Genomic DNA, 14,869 nt, shown 5'->3' with positions numbered 1-14,869 from the left:
GGCATGACCCATGTCCACCCTGCCCAGAAAGCAAGCGGCCCTGCTGGCCGCACTGTCGCTGGCCGCCCTGCCCATTGCCGCCTGCTCGTCGTCCGGCGAGAAGCCCGCAGCCCCGGCAAGCCAGGGAGGAATGACCGAGCTCACGGTCTTCATTCCGCAAGGCGCCGACCAGAATCTCCAGACCAACGCCTACACCAAGCTGCTCAGCGGCAAATTCAAGATCAATTTCAAGTTCCAGACGACGACCTACGACGCCGGCCCGGCGGCGGAGAAGCGGCAGATCTCGCTGGCCAGCGGCGACTACCCCGACCTCTACCTGCTTGTCCCGTGGGTGGACCAGTTCGCCCGGCCCGAGTTGCTCAAGCTCTCCAAGCAGGGCGTGATCCTGCCGCTCAACGACCTGATCGCCAAGTACGCCCCCAACATCCAGAAGGCGCTGGAGACGACCCCCGCCTACAAGACGATGGCCACCGCGCCCGACGGCAAGATCTACGGCCTGCCGGAGTGGAACGACTGCTTCCACTGCTCCTACCAGGCCAAACTCTGGCTCAACACGGACTGGCTGAAGAAACTCGGACTGTCCATGCCGAAGACGACCGAGGAGATGCGCACCGTCCTGCGGGCCTTCAAGACCAAGGACCCCAACGGCAACGGCAAGGCCGACGAGATCCCGCTCACGGCCGCCACCGGCGATCCGCTCCTGACCTACTTCATGAACGCCTTCGTCTACGACCCGCGCGGGGCCGGCGTCGCCGCCTCGACGCTCGCGTTGAACAACGGCAAGGTCCAGCTCCAGGCCGCGCAGGCCAAATGGCGTGAGGGACTGCGCTACATCGCCTCCCTCTACAAGGAGGGACTCATCGACCCGGGTGCCTTCACCCAGAACGGGGACGCGCTGAAGGCCAAGGGGGACAACGCCGACGCAGTGATCGTCGGGGCCGGGACCATGCTCCACCCGGCGCTCATGGTCACCCTGGGCCAGAAGGACGGGCGGGACAAGGACTACGACGCGGTGCCCCCGCTGACCGGCCCGGAAGGAGTCGGCTACACGTCCTACAGCTCGCCCAGCCTTCCCGGCGCCACGTTCGTCCTGACGAACAAGGCCACCGAGCAGGACCAGATCGCCGCCATCAAGATGCTCGACTACATCTTCACCGACGAGGGGCAAGTGCAAGGCCAGTTCGGCCAGGAGGGCGTCGGCTGGAAGAAGCCGGATGACGGCGACGTGGCCCTCGACAAGAACCTGAAGCCCCTGTACGAAGTGCTCCCCGCCAAGCCGGGTGCGCCGCCCTCCAACGCCGGATGGGGAGCGCTCACGCAGTACAACAGCACCAGGGCATTCCGCGACGCCCAGGTCCAGCCGACCGACACCGACAAACCGGAAGGCTACGAGCGAAGGCTTTTCGACGCCACCAAGCTGTATGAGGGCAAGGTGCCGAAGGACCAGATCTTCCCGTCCTGGAACCTGTGGCTCGGCACCGACGTCACCGCCGAGGCCGCGACCCTGCAGACCAACATCCAGAACTACGTGGGCCAGTCCAACCTGGAGTTCGTGACCGGCAAGAAGAACATCGACAGCGACCAGGACTGGACCGCCTACCTGGACGGTCTCAACGGTCTCGGGCTGCAGCGGTACCTGCAGATCCAGCAGCAGGCTTACGACGCTCAGTGAGAAACGACATGGACGAACGACACCGCATCCGGCTGGCCGCTCCCGCCGCCGCGTTCCACGACGCCTTCCTCCTGGGGAACGGCAGTCTGGGCGCGACGGTGTACGGGCGGGCCGGGGTCGAGCGCGTCGACCTCAACCTCGACACCGTCTGGTCGGGCGGCCCCGGGAGCCCGGAGAGCGGCCCTCCGGCCGGCGAGCTCCTTCCCGAGCTCCGGCGGGCGATCCGCGAGCGCGACCATCTGCGCGCCGACCAGCTCGCCCGTTCCCTGCAGGGGCCCGGCTACACCCAGTCCTACCAGCCACTCGGGTGGCTGGAATGGAGCTACGCCGCGGACCGTCCCCTTGACGGCTACCTCCGCGAGCTCGACCTGGCCGAGGCGGTCACGACCACGACCTATGGTCCGGTGCGGGTGGAGAGCTTCGTCTCGGCACCCGACGGAGTCCTCGTGATGTCGGCCACGGGTGGGGACGAGGTCGCCGCGCCCGCGTTCCGCTCGGAGCACCCGACCGTGGAGATCGAGCAGCGGGAGGAGAAAGGCGTCCACTGGCTCGTGGCCACCGGGCGCGCGCCGGCACACGTGCTGCCGAACTACGTCGACGCGGAGCCGGCCGTCGTCTACGCGACCGAGGAGGGGATGGGGTTCGCCGTGGCCGTGGCGGTGCACCGGACCGGCCCCGGAGAGGTACGGCTCATCGCCGCCGCGGCGAGCGGTTTCCGCGGCTACGATCAGCGGCCCAGCACCGATCGCCGGTCAATCGCCGCCGAGGCCGAGCAGCGGGTCGCGCGAGCCCTGTCCATCGAGACGTCGAAGCTGCGGGCGCGACATCGCGAGGACTACCGCGGCTACTTCGACCGGGCCGATCTGGACCTCTCGGGATCCGGATCCGAGGCAGCCGGGGCCGAGCTCTTCTTCCACCTCGGCCGGTACCTGCTGATCTCGAGCTCACGCCCAGGTACCCAGGCGGCCAACCTCCAAGGCATCTGGAACGTCGACGTCCGTCCCGGCTGGAGCTGCAACTACACCACCAACATCAACCTCCAGATGAACTACTGGGCGGCGGAGTCCACCGGGCTCCCCGAACTGCACGAGCCGCTGTTCCGGCTGACGCGCGAGCTCGCCCGGAGCGGAGAGCAGACGGCTCGCCGGTACTACGCGGCCCGCGGCTCGGTCGTGCATCACAACACCGACCTCTGGCGGTTCTCCACGCCGGTGTCCGGCGATCCCCAGTGGGCCAACTGGCCGTCGGGGCTCCTGTGGCTGTCGGCTCACCTCTGGGACCACCTCGAGTACGAGGCGGACGACGAGTTCGCCGCGGAGACCGCTCTGCCGGTTTTCCGGGCGGCGGCGCGATTCGCACTGGACATGCTGGTTCCGGACGGGCGAGGCGAGCTCGTGATGAGCCCCTCCACCTCGCCCGAGCACCACTTCCTCGTCAGCGCCTCGGCTCACGCGGCCGTGTCCGAGGGAACGGCGATGGACCAGGAACTGGTCCGCGAGGTGCTGGCGCGATACGTGAGCCTGGCCCGACGCTACTCCCCTGAGGAGGAAGACCAGGTAGAACGGGCCCGGACCGCGCTGGCCGACCTGCGCGATGTGGCGGTCGGATCGGGTGGCGAGCTGCTCGAGTGGTACGACGAGCGCCCACCGCGCGAGCCGGGCCACCGCCACCTGTCCCACCTGTACGGCCTGTATCCGGGCACCCGCATCACCGAAGCGGCCACACCGGACCACTTCGCGGCCGCTCGCCGGGCGCTGCGGCACCGCCTGGAACACGGCAGCGGCTACACCGGATGGAGCCAGGCGTGGACCCTCTGCCTGGCCGCCCGCCTGCGTGACGCGGAGCTCGCCGAGCGGGCGATCTCGATCCTGCTCAACGAGCTGAGCTCGGAATCCCTGCTCGATCTGCACCCGCATGGCGACTGGCCCGGCGGCAACATCTTCCAGATCGACGGCAACCTGGGCGGTGTCGCCGGGATGACCGAGCTGCTCGTGCAGAGCCATGAGGGAGCGATCAGCCTGCTCAAGGCGCTGCCGCCGAGCTGGCACACCGGATCAGCACGAGGCATCCGCTGCCGCGGCGGACATCAGGTCGAGCTCGCCTGGCGGGCCGGGACCCTGGCCCGTGTGGACGTCACGGCCGGCCGGCCCGGAAGGATGGTCGTCGAAATACCCGGGGACACCCCGCCCTTGAACGTCGTCGACGAAAACGGCACGCACGTGCCTCTTGCCGAGGTGGGGGGAGCGATCCCCGGCCGGCTCCGCCTGGCGTGGAACGGCCTGCCCGGGCGTCGCTACACAGCCCGCACCTGAGCGGCTGTGGCGCCCCCTCACGCACGTGCTTCTCCTTGTCGGTGAGCCGGCGTGCGGTGCCCGAGGCTGCTCAGTTACCTGAGATGGGAGGTGTACGGCTCAGTCCAGAGACATGAGCTACCGCTCTTGTCAGCGGTTGGTGGCCCGGTCAACGCCCTTGTGTACCCGCACCGTGCGGTCGATGAGCTCGCGCAGCGCGCTCTCGTCGACGTCGTCGAGTCGCTTCAGGTAGAGGCATCCCTTTCCGGTCCTGTGCGAACCGAGCCGGGCCAGCACAGATGCGTGCCGCTCCTCGAACCCGCCCACCAAATAGACGACGAGTTGCTGCTTGCGTGGTGAGAAGCCCGCCAAGGGCCAGTCACCCGTGCGCCCACTCGCGTAGGTGTAGCGGTAGCTGCCGAAGCCGACGATGCTGGGGCCCCACATCACCGCAGGCTCACCGGTCACCTCGCACAGAATCGCGCGGAGGCGCTCCGCGTCGGCCCGTCGGCGTTCGTCAGAGACTGCGGCCAGGAAATCGTCCACGCTGGCGTCAGTCGGGACCGTCACCGGCTGTTTCGAGGTCACCATGACGTCATGCTCCCACGCCGGTGTGACAAATAGTGGTGGGCACAGGGGACCCCGATCCCGGCCGTCGCGAACCCCAGTACCACGGGCGTACACCTGCTCCCAAGAGCGTAAAGCGAGGACGAAATCCGTCAACTCAACCTGAACGCCGACAACTACCCGCGAATGCCGACAGCTTCAACTGCGACCGACAGTTTTTGTCCCATCCAGATGAAGTTGGCGGAACAGACACGTGTTGAACTGCGACACGACACCTAGGCTCGGACGACTTCGAGCGGAGCTGTTCAGGTCTTCCTTTCGGCGAGAATGCCTCAAGGCCGTGGTCGTGGCGGTATCGACGGCGGGCGGCAGAAGTGTGCAGCCAGGCGGCAATGCGCCTGCCGATCCATCCGCGCAAGGTTCACCCCACCTGGTCCCACGGGATGGCCTCGATGCGCTCGACGTGCTCCTCGCCCCACTCCCCGAGCGGCGCCATCGCGGTGTTGAGCGAATGACCGAACTCGGTGAGCGAGTACTCCACCTTCGGCGGGACCTGGTGGTAGACCTCACGATGCAGCAGCCCGGTGGCCTCCATCTCCCGCAACTGCAGGATCAGCACCCGCTCGCTGATTCCGGGCACCGCGCGCCGCAGCTCCCCGAAGCGCAGGGGACCATCCTGGAGCGCGAAAAGGATCAGTCCTTTCCACTTGCCTCCCATGACGGCGATGGCCGCGTCGAGACCGCAGGTGAACGTCCGCTTCTTCGTCTCCTTCACCGACCCATACTCACACTTATGTCAGTACCCGGCAAAAAAGTAGGTACTTGAGAGAATGCAGGTGCTCCAGCCAGCATGAATCAGGCCCGCGCCAAGACCACGACGGTCTCCAAGGCAGCGCGCTCGCCTTCCTATCTCTGTGGCTGGAGTACGCATATGACTGCAATGAACCTGACACCGGTGACCGTCATCGGACTGGGCTCGATGGGCTCGGCACTGGCCGAGGCCTTCGTCAAGGCCGGACACCCGACCACCGTCTGGAACAGGACCGCCGCCAAAGCCGCGCCCCTCATCGCCATGGGAGGCAGGCATGCGGAGGCCATTGAGGACGCGGTAACGGCAAGTCCCCTGGTCATCACCTGTCTGACCACCTTCGAGGACACCCGGCCGGCACTGCGGCCGGCCGGCGCGTCGCTGCGTGGGCGGGCCCTGGTCACCCTCAACAGCGGTTCCCCGGCCGGCGCCCGCGAGACGGCCGCCTGGGCCATCGACCATGGCGCCCGGTTCCTGGCCGGGGCGGTCAAGAACGTGCCCTCGGCCGTGGGAGCGCCGGACACCCTGCTGTACTACAGCGGCGACAAGACGGTCTTCGAGGAGTTCGAGACGGCCCTGAAGGTGCTGGGCGGCGACACCGTCCACCTCGGCGACGAGGCCGACCTGGCTGCCCTGTACGAGATGGCGGTGGGCGCCATGCTGCTGCCGGCGCTCGTCGGCTTCTTCCAGGGCGCCGCCGCGGTCCAGGCGCGCGGGCTGGAGGTGAACACGATGGTGCGCTTCGCCGGCAAGTGGCTGGACATGATCAAGTCCCTGCTGCCGATCTACGCCAAGGAGATCGACGGCGGCGACTACACCGACGCCGCCTCCTCGGTGAACCTCTTCCTGGCGGGGGTGGCCCACGACGAGGACCTGGCCAAGGAGACGAACGTCGACACGGCCTGGCTCGGCCCGCTCCATGACCTGGTGAGGCGGGCGGCTGAGGCAGGCCACGGCGATCACAGCATCTCGGCCCTCACCGAGGTGCTCAGAACGCCGGTGGGACAGCCATAAGCCGGACGGGTCCAAGCCCGGACGAAGCGTCCCATCAAGACCGCACCTGACGAACTGGCCGGACCGGCTCACCTCATCGGTAGGAGTCGATAAGCCGTGCGAGGTGCCTGCCGGCGATCTCCAGCGGCGCCTCGCTCTGGGACACCTGCGCCGACAGCTCCGCGCCCTCCAGCATGTTGATCACGCTGTGGGCGAGGTCGTGCGCCACGTCGTCGGCGAAGCCGGAGCGGCTGAGTTTGTCGCGGACCAGCGTGCGCCAGTTCTCGTAGGCGTCCTCTGCGGCCTGCTGGATCTCGGGCACCCGGCCGGCGCTCTCCAATGCCGTGGTGGTGACGGGACAACCGTCCATCCAGCCGGACTCGCGCAGCCCCTTGGCCAGGTCGCGGGTGCAGGCGACGATCGCCGCGGCCGGATCGTCCTCCTGGTTGAACGCCGCGCGCAGGAATTCCGCGAACTCTCTGTCCCCGTGGCGGACGGCCTCGACCGCCAGTTGCCGCTTACCGCCCGGAAAGAAGTGGTAGACCGAGCCGAGTGTGGCCTGCGCCTCCTGGGAGATCTGCTTGAGGCCCGTCGCCTCGTACCCCTGCCGCTGCATCAGGCGAGAGGTCGTCCGGACGATCCGCTCCCGGGTGCCGATCTCGTGCTGGGTCCGCATGGCTCCCATCGTACTGAATAGAGCGTTCGTTCTAGTCGTGTGCTACCGTGCCGTCTGGATAGAGCGTTCGTTCTAGTGGTCAGGAGAGCGTGGATGAAGTCTGTGACGGTGATCGGGTTGGGCCCCATGGGACACGCCATGGCTGGCGCCTACCTCGACAGCGGCTACGAGGTGACCGTGTGGAACCGTACTCCTGCCAGGGCAGACGAACTGGTGGCGCGGGGCGCGAGGAGAGCGGGATCCGTCGAGGCGGCGCTCACCGCCAACGAGCTGGTGGTGCTGAGCCTGACCGACTATGACGCGATGGATGCCATCCTGGCCCAAGCCCCGCGTACCGCCCTGGTCGGACGTATCCTGGTCAACCTCACCTCCGACACCCCGGACAGGGCACGTCAGGCGGCCGTGTGGCTGGCCGAGCGCGGGGCCGTGCAGATCACCGGGGGCGTGCAGGTGCCGCCTCCGGGCATCGGCACGCCGGACGCGATGACGTACTACAGCGGCCCCAAGGACGCCATCGAGGCGCGCCGACCCGCCCTTGAGGTGCTGACCGGGATCGACTACCTCGGCGAGGACCCGGGATTGGCGGCGCTGTACTACCAGATCGGGATCGACATGTTCTGGACGGCGCTGGCAGGCTACCTGCACGGCCAGGCGGTGGCGGAGGCCAATGGCATCTCGGCGGAGGATTTTCTGCCGCACGCGGTGAAGACCATGGACCTCCGCTATTTCCTGGAGTTCTACGCGCCGCGCATCACGGCAGGCAACCAAGAGGGGGACGTCGACCGAGTCTCCATGGGCGTGGCGAGCCTGGAACACGTGCTGCGCACCACACAGGCGTCCGGCGTTGATGACTCACTTCCGGCCGCCGTCCTGAAGATCTTCCGCCAAGGCGTCACCGCCGGCCACGGCCAAAACAGCCTCACGAGCTTGATCGGCGTGCTGAAGCAGCGCTGATGTATCACCGATCCAGTCCCAGGAGAGGGCCTCGACGCTTCCATGTGCGCTTGCCTGCTCGTCGGACGGGGCCGTCATCTTGACCTGGCCGATGTCGGAGTCGATCACGTCGCGTTGTCGGTGAACCTGTGTGAGGTGCGTTGGCTTTGCCAGGTCGCGCCGGAGAAGGTCTCCATCGAACGGCGCGGCCTGATCCGCCGGGACCCGCAGCCCGGCGCGGGCCGGGTGCTGTGTGCCCGCCTCACCCGCAAGGGCCTGTCCACCCTGCGGCGCTGCGACCGCTCCGTCGACGAGATCGACGCGGTCATGCCGACTGCCTCAACGACATCACGGCCCATGGCGCGAGTTCGACGTCGAGGTCCAGCACGCCGCTGTCGGGCACGGTCAGCGTGAACCTGAGGAGCGAGTCGGCGACTCCGCTCAGGTACTCGCTCTCGGCTCGGGACGGGTTGAGGGGGGACCCGAGCCGGTACCAGGCCTCGGCGGCGTTCCCGTGCTCCCAGTCCACGATCTCGACGAGGAACGTGACGCCCGGCTCCAGTCCGCCGATCGAGTGGTGGATCCTGCGGCTCGGCCCCATCTCGGCCAGCGCGCGTGCCGCCGGGTAGGAGTTCTCCGAGCCGACACCCCTCGTGCCCATGTCCTCGGGGTAGTTGAAGAACACCGCCGAGACGGCCGACGTCCGGCTGTCACGGGTCACGACCCCGTCGGGCGTCGCGAGGAGCAGCCGGTCGCCGAGCCGTTCCAGCATCGTGAACGCGTGGAACGTGGGCTTGTGGATGCCGCCCTCGTTCACCAGGCCGAACCCGCCGTGGAACGGTCCCATACCGGCGCCGCCCTCCTCGAACACGTCCGTGAAGGTCCAGTAGGAGATCGAGTCGGCGAGGGTGGCGCACTTCAGATACGACCGCGTGATGGAGGTCGCCGCGAACGGCGTGTCGTGGATGAAGTCGCGGGCCGACGGCGACGTCGACCACTCCGTGATGTGGATCTCCGCCTCGGGATAAGCGCTGTTGTTCACGAGCTTGCGCAGGAGGGTCAGGTCGTCGAACGTCGCGTCGGCGTACCGGGTGATCTGCACGGCCTCGCCGTCGGTGCCGTACGCGAAGTCGGTGGGGTACAGGTGGGTGGAGATGAAGTCGATCGGGAGTGCGCGCTCCGCGCACCAGGCGATGAAGTCCTCGATCCATACCGGGCGCCAGTCGAGCGCGTCCACGTCGGCCGCGGCGGCCGTCTCGTGCATCGCGGAGCGGTCCTCGACCTCGCCCTCGTAGCGGTCGTCGGGCACGAAGACGCTGGTCGCGGGCCCGCCCACCTTCAACGCGGGATCGATCTTCTTGATCGCCGTCACGGTCTGCTCGTAAAGCTCGAAGTACTCGGTTTTCGTCCCGGTCCAGAAGTGGGGAACCAGGTTCGGCTCGTTCCACACCTCGAACCGCCACTCCCGCACCTCGGCGAGGCCGTACCGGTCGATCCAGTGCTCGACCGACCTCGTGACCAGCTCGACCCAGCGCGCCATGTCCTTGGGCGGGCTGCAGTGAGCGCCCCACCAGAACACCGTCTCCGTCTCCGTCGCCAGCTCGCGCGGCATGAAGCCCAGCTCGACGAATGGGCGGACCCCGCAGTCCACAATGAAGTCGAACACCTTGTCCACATAGCTGAATGTGTGCACGGGCGCGGCAAGGGGCGTGTTCGGGCCGAAACCGCTGCCGTAGCTCTCCCGGTACACGAACATGTCGTCGTGAAAGACGCCGTGAAAGCGGACGTACTGGAATCCGCATGCGGCGACGGCCTCGACGAATTGCTTTTGCCAGTCCGCGCGCAGTGCCTCGTTCGCCCGTCCGGCGCCGATACACCTGCTCCAGACGTGCGGAAGCGCACTCTCGTCGCACAGCCTGCCGTCGATCCGGAATCGGGTCATGATCTCACTTCTCTTCAGGAAACGTTGGTGAATGGAGCGCTGCTAGCCCTTGACGGCGCCCAGCGACAGGCCCGACTGCCAGTACCGCTGCAGGCTCAGGAACGCGATGATCAACGGGATGATGGTCAGCAGCGCGGACGTGATCACGAGATTCTGGATGAGGGCGCCGTTCCCCGCCGTCGAGCCCAGCTTGTTCCACTGGTTGATTCCGACGGTCAGCGGATACCAGGCGGGATCCTTGAGCATGATCAACGGCAGGAAATAGTTGTTCCAGATCGACACGAACGAGAAGAGCAGGACCGTCACGCTCGCCGGGGCGAGCAGCGGGAGCGCGATCTGGAGAAAGGTCCTGAACTCCCCGGCGCCGTCGATCTTCGCGGCCTCCAGCAGGCCGGTGGGCACGGCTTCGGCCGTGAACACCCACATCAGGTACAACCCGAAGGGGTTGATGAAGGACGGGATGAGAATCGCCCACGGGGTATTGGTCATGCCGACGTGCGCGAACAGCAGGAACTGCGGGATCGCCAGGGCGATGCCGGGGACGGAGATCGATCCCAGCACGACGAAGAGAAACACCCGCTTGCCCCTGAAATCGAGTTTCGCCAGGGCGTACCCGCCGAGGGCGGCCAGGAAGGTCGACACGGTCGCACCCACGACGACGTAGAGAACGGTGTTGAGGAGCCAGCGGGAGAAGATCCCGTCCTGGTAGCTGAAAACCTGCACGATGTTGTCCCACAGGGCGAACTCGCGACCGGGTGCGAGTCCGAACGACGACACGAAGTCGGCCTGCGACTTGGTCGCGTTGATGACGAGCCATACGAGCGGCAGCAGGCAGTACAACATGAACAGAGCTGTCATCACGGTGAGGGTCGTGCTCTTCTTGGGATTCTCCACCGTGTAGAGCCGGCGGCTACTGATCGGGTGCATTCCTCAACCCTCTGATCTGGACGACGTAGGCGACGGTGATCGTGATCGCCGCCATGACGAGCGCGAGTGCGGCCGCATAGCCCTGCTGGGACCCGGTGAACGCCAGGTTGTACGCGTACAGGTTGGGCGTGTAGAAGGTGGTGACGCCGCTGTTGGCCACCATCGAGGGCAGGATCTGCGGTTCGTTGAACATCTGGAAGGTGCCGATGATCGAGAAGATGATCGTGACGACCAGGGATCCGCGCAGTGCCGGCAGCTTGATCGCGCGGACGATCTGGAGCTCGTTCGCCCCGTCGATCGCGGCCGCCTCGTACAGTTCGCGGGGGACGGCCTTGAGCGCGGCGTAGAAGATGAGCATGTTGAAGCCGGTGAACGCCCACGTCACCATCAGCCCGATGGAGATGAGCGTGGTACCGGGGGCGAAGGGATCGATGTCCGTGCCCAGAGCGTCGTTGAGGCTGCCGAACAGGCCGTACTTGACGCCCAGCAGGAATCCCCACATGAGAGTCGCCACGATCGCCGGCACCGCGTAGGGGAGGAAGATCGTCACCCGCATGAACCTGGTGCCGTGCACCCGCATGGAGTCCAGCGCCAGCGCCAGCGCCATGGCGAAGAGCAGCATGATCGGCACCTGGACGAGCGTGAACCGGAAGACGCGCCCCACCCCGTCCCAGAACTGGGGATCCTTGAACAGCTTGCCGTAGTTGGCGAATCCGACGAACGTGTTGCCCCCGACGAGCTTGTCCTGGAAGAGGCTGAGGTAGGCGGCGTACAGGATGGGCACGATGAACACCAGGGCGAACAGCGCCCCGAAAGGTGCGATGAACGCCAGCCCGATCTGTGACTTGCGGCGCTTGCGAGCCGGCGCCGAATGCCGTGCGGCATCCGGCGACGCCATGGCCGAAGCGGTGACGCCGACCCGACGTGCCAGGCCCATGTCCGTGTTCCTTCCGATTCGTTGAGGTGGCCCAGGGCCCGCTAGTCCACTTGGAAGCCCTGCTCGTTGCCGTACTGGATGCAGCGCTGCTTCCACTGCTCGAGGATCTCGGCGAGCGAGCCCTTGCCCGTGGTGTAGAACGGCGATGCGAGGTCGCCGTAGACCGAGCGTGCCCACTCGAAGAACGGCGGGTACTGCCAGCCGCTCCCGACGATCTCCGAGGCCTCGGCCAGCACCGCGCCGACCTTCTGGTCGCCGAAGTACTGGTTGGCCTTGCTCTGGAACGCCTCGCTGTCCAGGACCGACGTGTTCGGCACGAAGGCACCCGCGTCGACGCGGGACGACAGACCGGCGCCGTGCGTGAAGTACTCGAGGAACTTGAAAGCCGCGTCCTGGTGCTCGGCCGCGGCCGGGATGCCGAAGGAGCTTCCGCCGTTCGCCGCTCCGACCTTGTCTCCCTGCTTCCACTGGGGCATCAAGGCGACTCTGAAGTCACCGGCGGCCTTCGGTGCGCGCTCCGGCAGCGTGGAGGTCAGCCAGCCGCCCATGGTCTGGGTGGCGAGGCTGCCGTCGTTGAGCGTCCGGTTCCAGTCGTCGGACCATCCTGTGATCTTGGTGTTGACCAGGCCCTCGTCGAGCATCTTCTGCCAGAAGGCCACGGCCCTGGTCGTGCCCTCGTCGGTGAAGTCGATGTGCACTTTGTTGCCGTTCACCTTGAACGGGCGGCCACCGGCCTGCCAGATGAGCGAGAGCAGGAAGAAGATGTCTCCCGTGTCCTGGGCGATGTAGTGGTCGCCGCCGAGCCCCCGAACCTTCTTGGCGGCCTCGTAGTACTCGTCCCACGTGGCCGGCGCCTTGTCGATGCCGGCCTTCTTGAGGGTGGCCGTGTTGTAGAACAGCGCCGAAGGACCGTAGTCGGACGGCAGCGCGTAGACCTTGCCGTTGACCGTCACGTCGCTCCACGCGCCCGGGACGTAGTCCTTCTTGAAGTTCTCGACGCCGTACTTGCCGAGATCGGCGAGCTTGCCGGGAATGGCGAAGTAGGGCACCGCGAAGTACTCGAACATCACGACGTCAGGTACGCCGGAACCGGCCTGGATGGCGTTGTCGAGCGCCTTGTACTCGTCCTGGGAGGAGCCCGCGTTGACGACCTCGACCTTGATGTTCGGGTTCGCGGCCTGGAAGCCCGGGACAGCCCCCGCGACGGTGCCGTCCCAGCTCCAGACCGTGAGCTTCACCTGTTGGTCACCGCCGCTGCCGGTCGCGCTTCCGCCGCCGGAGCCGCCCGAGCAAGCGGTCAGCGCGAACAACGGCACCAGTACCGCTGAAAGGAGCCTTGTCTTCTGGGAGAGCCGCATCGAGCCTCTCCTCTCGTCCTGGAGGTGGGTCCGAAACTATTTCGAAACTTGTTCGGTGCTGGCAGGACACTAGGTGGTGTGTCTGTTCCGTGTCAACGGGAGGAGCAGCGAGGATGTCGGGCGGCAATGGACGGAAGGGTCCGTGGTAGATTCGAAATAGTTTCGAAGTCCGAAAGGAGCCCTGATGTCACGGCGAGGTCGTTCGGAGCGAGCTACCTTGGCGGACGTCGCCCGATTGGCCGGCGTCTCGCCGGCGACCGCCTCGAAGGTCCTCAACGGGCGGAGTGATGTGGGCGCGAGCACGCGTGAGCATGTCCTCGGGGTCATGGCCGAGATCGGCTACATGCCGACGGCGGTGCGACATGAGCGAACCCGCGACCGGACCCTCGTCACGGTGCTCGACATCGTGGAGTCCCGTTATGCCGGGACGGTGCTCCAAGGGGTACTCCTGGCAGCGACCTCCGCGCAGGCCGAGCTCCTTCTTCGCCTGCCGCCCGACGAGCCGATCAGTACGAGCCGTACGGCGGCCCGTGCCTGGATGGAGGAGCAGAAGGCGTCCGGTGTCGTCGGTGTCATCGCGCTCGCCGTCGCCGTGCCCGACTCGGTGCTCCTCGCCGCGGAGGAGCTGGAGGTGCCCATCGTGACGATCGACCCGATCGATACGACCGAATCGCGTCTCGTCAGCATCGGCTCCACCAACTGGGCGGGCGGTCGCTCGGCGACCGAGCATGTCATCAAGCTCGGCCACCGCAGGATCGCCTGGATCGGCGGCCCGCTGGGCTCTGCCCCTTCGCTGGAACGCTTCCATGGATACCAGGCCGCGCTCGACTCGGCCGGCGTCGCGCCGGATCGTGCGCTGATCCGCCACGAGGCGTTCTCCGTCGAGGCGGGGCTGCGGCACGGCCATGACCTGCTCGCGCTCGACGAGCGGCCGACCGCGATCGTCGCGGGCAACGACGAGATCGCCGTCGGGGTCCTCGCCGCGGCCAAGGAGCTTCACATCACCGTGCCGGGAGAGCTGTCGGTCACCGGGTTCGACGACACGCCGCAGACCCAGTGGACCACGCCCCGGCTCACGTCCGTCCGGCAGCCTCTCGTCGGCATGGGCCGGATGGCGGTCGAGACCGTCCTCGGCATGGCGGACGGCGTCCAGCCCGCCTCCCGGCACCTCCAACTCGCGACGACCCTCAGCGTCCGCGACTCGACAGGCCCCGCCCCTTCGTCCTGACCCACCCAGGTTCAGATGCAAAATATGAAACTTTCATGGCCTGCCGTCCCCCGCGGGAGAAACGGGCGAAAGTTTCGGTGCGCATCGTTGGTGGCTGAGGCCCTGTAGCGCCGAAGCAGGCAGCCGAATGTGTCTGAAACTTTTCAAAGCCGCCTTGACATGTTTCGGAAGCATTTCCACACTGAGTCACCAAGTGACGCCTTGATGGCGTGTCCCCACGTGTTCCCGTTTCCGTATCTCAGACATGGAGGCTCAGGCATGGGCGCAAACGCCATACCCTCGTCTGAAACCAGGCGGCCCTTGAACGGCTTACGCTGGTCCCTGATCGTCGGTGCTCTCGGCGTGCTCGCCGTGATCATGGCGCTGATGGCGCCGCTCCGCGCCGACGCCGCGGCGAGCACGCTCGGCGCGGCCGCCGCGCAGAGCGGGCGGTACTTCGGCACCGCCATCAGCGCGGGCAGGCTCGGCGACTCGCAGTACACCACCATCGCCGCCCGCGAGTTCAACATGGTGACGGCCGAGAACGAGATGAAGATC

The 14,869-nt window shown here is 66.9% G+C and carries 13 protein-coding genes; 6 read left to right on the top strand and 7 right to left on the bottom strand.

Features of this window, described 5'->3' with window-relative positions; genetic code table 11:
• Window positions 1-10 precede the first annotated feature (10 nt).
• Both ACWEPL_RS55600 and ACWEPL_RS55595 read left to right on the top strand, forming a co-directional pair.
• Window positions 11-1,672 carry a hypothetical protein gene (locus ACWEPL_RS55600; RefSeq protein ID WP_452441366.1) on the top strand — a complete coding sequence of 554 codons (1,662 nt, stop codon included), beginning with the start codon at window positions 11-13 and terminating at the stop codon, window positions 1,670-1,672.
• 8 nt (window positions 1,673-1,680) lie between these two features.
• Complete coding sequence (locus ACWEPL_RS55595) at window positions 1,681-3,984, top strand: glycoside hydrolase family 95 protein (protein WP_452441364.1); 2,304 nt, start codon at window positions 1,681-1,683, stop codon at window positions 3,982-3,984.
• Between the two features lie 129 nt (window positions 3,985-4,113).
• Here ACWEPL_RS55595 and ACWEPL_RS55590 read toward each other — a convergent pair whose 3' ends face one another.
• Both ACWEPL_RS55590 and ACWEPL_RS55585 read right to left on the bottom strand, forming a co-directional pair.
• Window positions 4,114-4,554: a DUF1801 domain-containing protein gene (locus tag ACWEPL_RS55590; protein ID WP_452441362.1), complete on the bottom strand. Its 441-nt coding sequence runs from the start codon at window positions 4,552-4,554 to the stop codon at window positions 4,114-4,116.
• 397 nt (window positions 4,555-4,951) lie between these two features.
• Window positions 4,952-5,305: a winged helix-turn-helix transcriptional regulator gene (locus ACWEPL_RS55585; protein WP_350737682.1), complete on the bottom strand. Its 354-nt coding sequence runs from the start codon at window positions 5,303-5,305 to the stop codon at window positions 4,952-4,954.
• A gap of 180 nt (window positions 5,306-5,485) precedes the next feature.
• Between ACWEPL_RS55585 and ACWEPL_RS55580 the strand changes: the two genes are divergently transcribed.
• Entirely contained in the window at window positions 5,486-6,352 is an 867-nt protein-coding gene (locus ACWEPL_RS55580; protein WP_452441360.1) for an NAD(P)-dependent oxidoreductase, read from the top strand.
• A gap of 73 nt (window positions 6,353-6,425) precedes the next feature.
• Here the strand turns inward: ACWEPL_RS55580 and ACWEPL_RS55575 are convergent, their stop codons facing one another.
• Entirely contained in the window at window positions 6,426-7,007 is a 582-nt protein-coding gene (locus ACWEPL_RS55575) for a TetR/AcrR family transcriptional regulator (protein WP_452441359.1), read from the bottom strand.
• Window positions 7,008-7,100: 93 nt separating this feature from the next.
• On the opposite strand from ACWEPL_RS55575, the gene ACWEPL_RS55570 reads away from it, so the two are divergent.
• Window positions 7,101-7,961 (top strand): NAD(P)-dependent oxidoreductase, encoded by an 861-nt coding sequence (locus ACWEPL_RS55570; RefSeq protein ID WP_452441358.1) that lies wholly within the window; start codon window positions 7,101-7,103, stop codon window positions 7,959-7,961.
• 304 nt (window positions 7,962-8,265) lie between these two features.
• Here ACWEPL_RS55570 and ACWEPL_RS55565 read toward each other — a convergent pair whose 3' ends face one another.
• Genes ACWEPL_RS55565 through ACWEPL_RS55550 form a run of 4 tightly spaced genes read right to left on the bottom strand, consistent with a single transcriptional unit; the run spans window position 8,266 to window position 13,104 of the window.
• Window positions 8,266-9,882 (bottom strand): GH39 family glycosyl hydrolase, encoded by a 1,617-nt coding sequence (locus ACWEPL_RS55565; protein WP_452441357.1) that lies wholly within the window; start codon window positions 9,880-9,882, stop codon window positions 8,266-8,268.
• Window positions 9,883-9,924: 42 nt separating this feature from the next.
• Entirely contained in the window at window positions 9,925-10,809 is an 885-nt protein-coding gene (locus ACWEPL_RS55560; protein ID WP_452441356.1) for a carbohydrate ABC transporter permease, read from the bottom strand.
• Window positions 10,793-11,746: a carbohydrate ABC transporter permease gene (locus ACWEPL_RS55555; RefSeq protein ID WP_452441355.1), complete on the bottom strand. Its 954-nt coding sequence runs from the start codon at window positions 11,744-11,746 to the stop codon at window positions 10,793-10,795. Before ACWEPL_RS55555 ends, ACWEPL_RS55560 begins: the two co-directional genes overlap by 17 nt.
• A gap of 41 nt (window positions 11,747-11,787) precedes the next feature.
• A complete protein-coding gene (locus ACWEPL_RS55550; RefSeq protein ID WP_452441354.1) occupies window positions 11,788-13,104 on the bottom strand; it encodes an ABC transporter substrate-binding protein in 1,317 nt (438 codons plus the stop codon).
• Between the two features lie 217 nt (window positions 13,105-13,321).
• Between ACWEPL_RS55550 and ACWEPL_RS55545 the strand changes: the two genes are divergently transcribed.
• Together ACWEPL_RS55545 and ACWEPL_RS55540 are read left to right on the top strand one after the other, a co-directional pair.
• On the top strand, window positions 13,322-14,332 hold the full coding sequence (locus ACWEPL_RS55545) for a LacI family DNA-binding transcriptional regulator (RefSeq protein ID WP_452441353.1): 1,011 nt from the start codon (window positions 13,322-13,324) through the stop codon (window positions 14,330-14,332).
• Window positions 14,333-14,632: 300 nt separating this feature from the next.
• A partial coding sequence (locus ACWEPL_RS55540; RefSeq protein WP_452441352.1) for an endo-1,4-beta-xylanase occupies window positions 14,633-14,869 on the top strand: 237 nt, incomplete at its 3' end.

It is taken from the genome of Nonomuraea sp. NPDC004186 (assembly GCF_053603495.1).
This window is presented reverse-complemented; position numbering and strand designations above follow the sequence as displayed.

Excerpts from the sequence above, each read along its gene's own strand:
- ACWEPL_RS55560 (WP_452441356.1), bottom strand. The coding sequence starts at position 10,809 with ATGCACCCGATCAGTAGCCGCCGGCTCTACACGGTGGAGAATCCCAAG.
- ACWEPL_RS55570 (WP_452441358.1), top strand. The coding sequence starts at position 7,101 with ATGAAGTCTGTGACGGTGATCGGGTTGGGCCCCATGGGACACGCCATG.
- ACWEPL_RS55555 (WP_452441355.1), bottom strand. The coding sequence starts at position 11,746 with ATGGGCCTGGCACGTCGGGTCGGCGTCACCGCTTCGGCCATGGCGTCG.
- ACWEPL_RS55595 (WP_452441364.1), top strand. The coding sequence starts at position 1,681 with ATGGACGAACGACACCGCATCCGGCTGGCCGCTCCCGCCGCCGCGTTC.
- ACWEPL_RS55600 (WP_452441366.1), top strand. The coding sequence starts at position 11 with ATGTCCACCCTGCCCAGAAAGCAAGCGGCCCTGCTGGCCGCACTGTCG.
- ACWEPL_RS55550 (WP_452441354.1), bottom strand. The coding sequence starts at position 13,104 with ATGCGGCTCTCCCAGAAGACAAGGCTCCTTTCAGCGGTACTGGTGCCG.
- ACWEPL_RS55565 (WP_452441357.1), bottom strand. The coding sequence starts at position 9,882 with ATGACCCGATTCCGGATCGACGGCAGGCTGTGCGACGAGAGTGCGCTT.
- ACWEPL_RS55575 (WP_452441359.1), bottom strand. The coding sequence starts at position 7,007 with ATGCGGACCCAGCACGAGATCGGCACCCGGGAGCGGATCGTCCGGACG.
- ACWEPL_RS55590 (WP_452441362.1), bottom strand. The coding sequence starts at position 4,554 with ATGGTGACCTCGAAACAGCCGGTGACGGTCCCGACTGACGCCAGCGTG.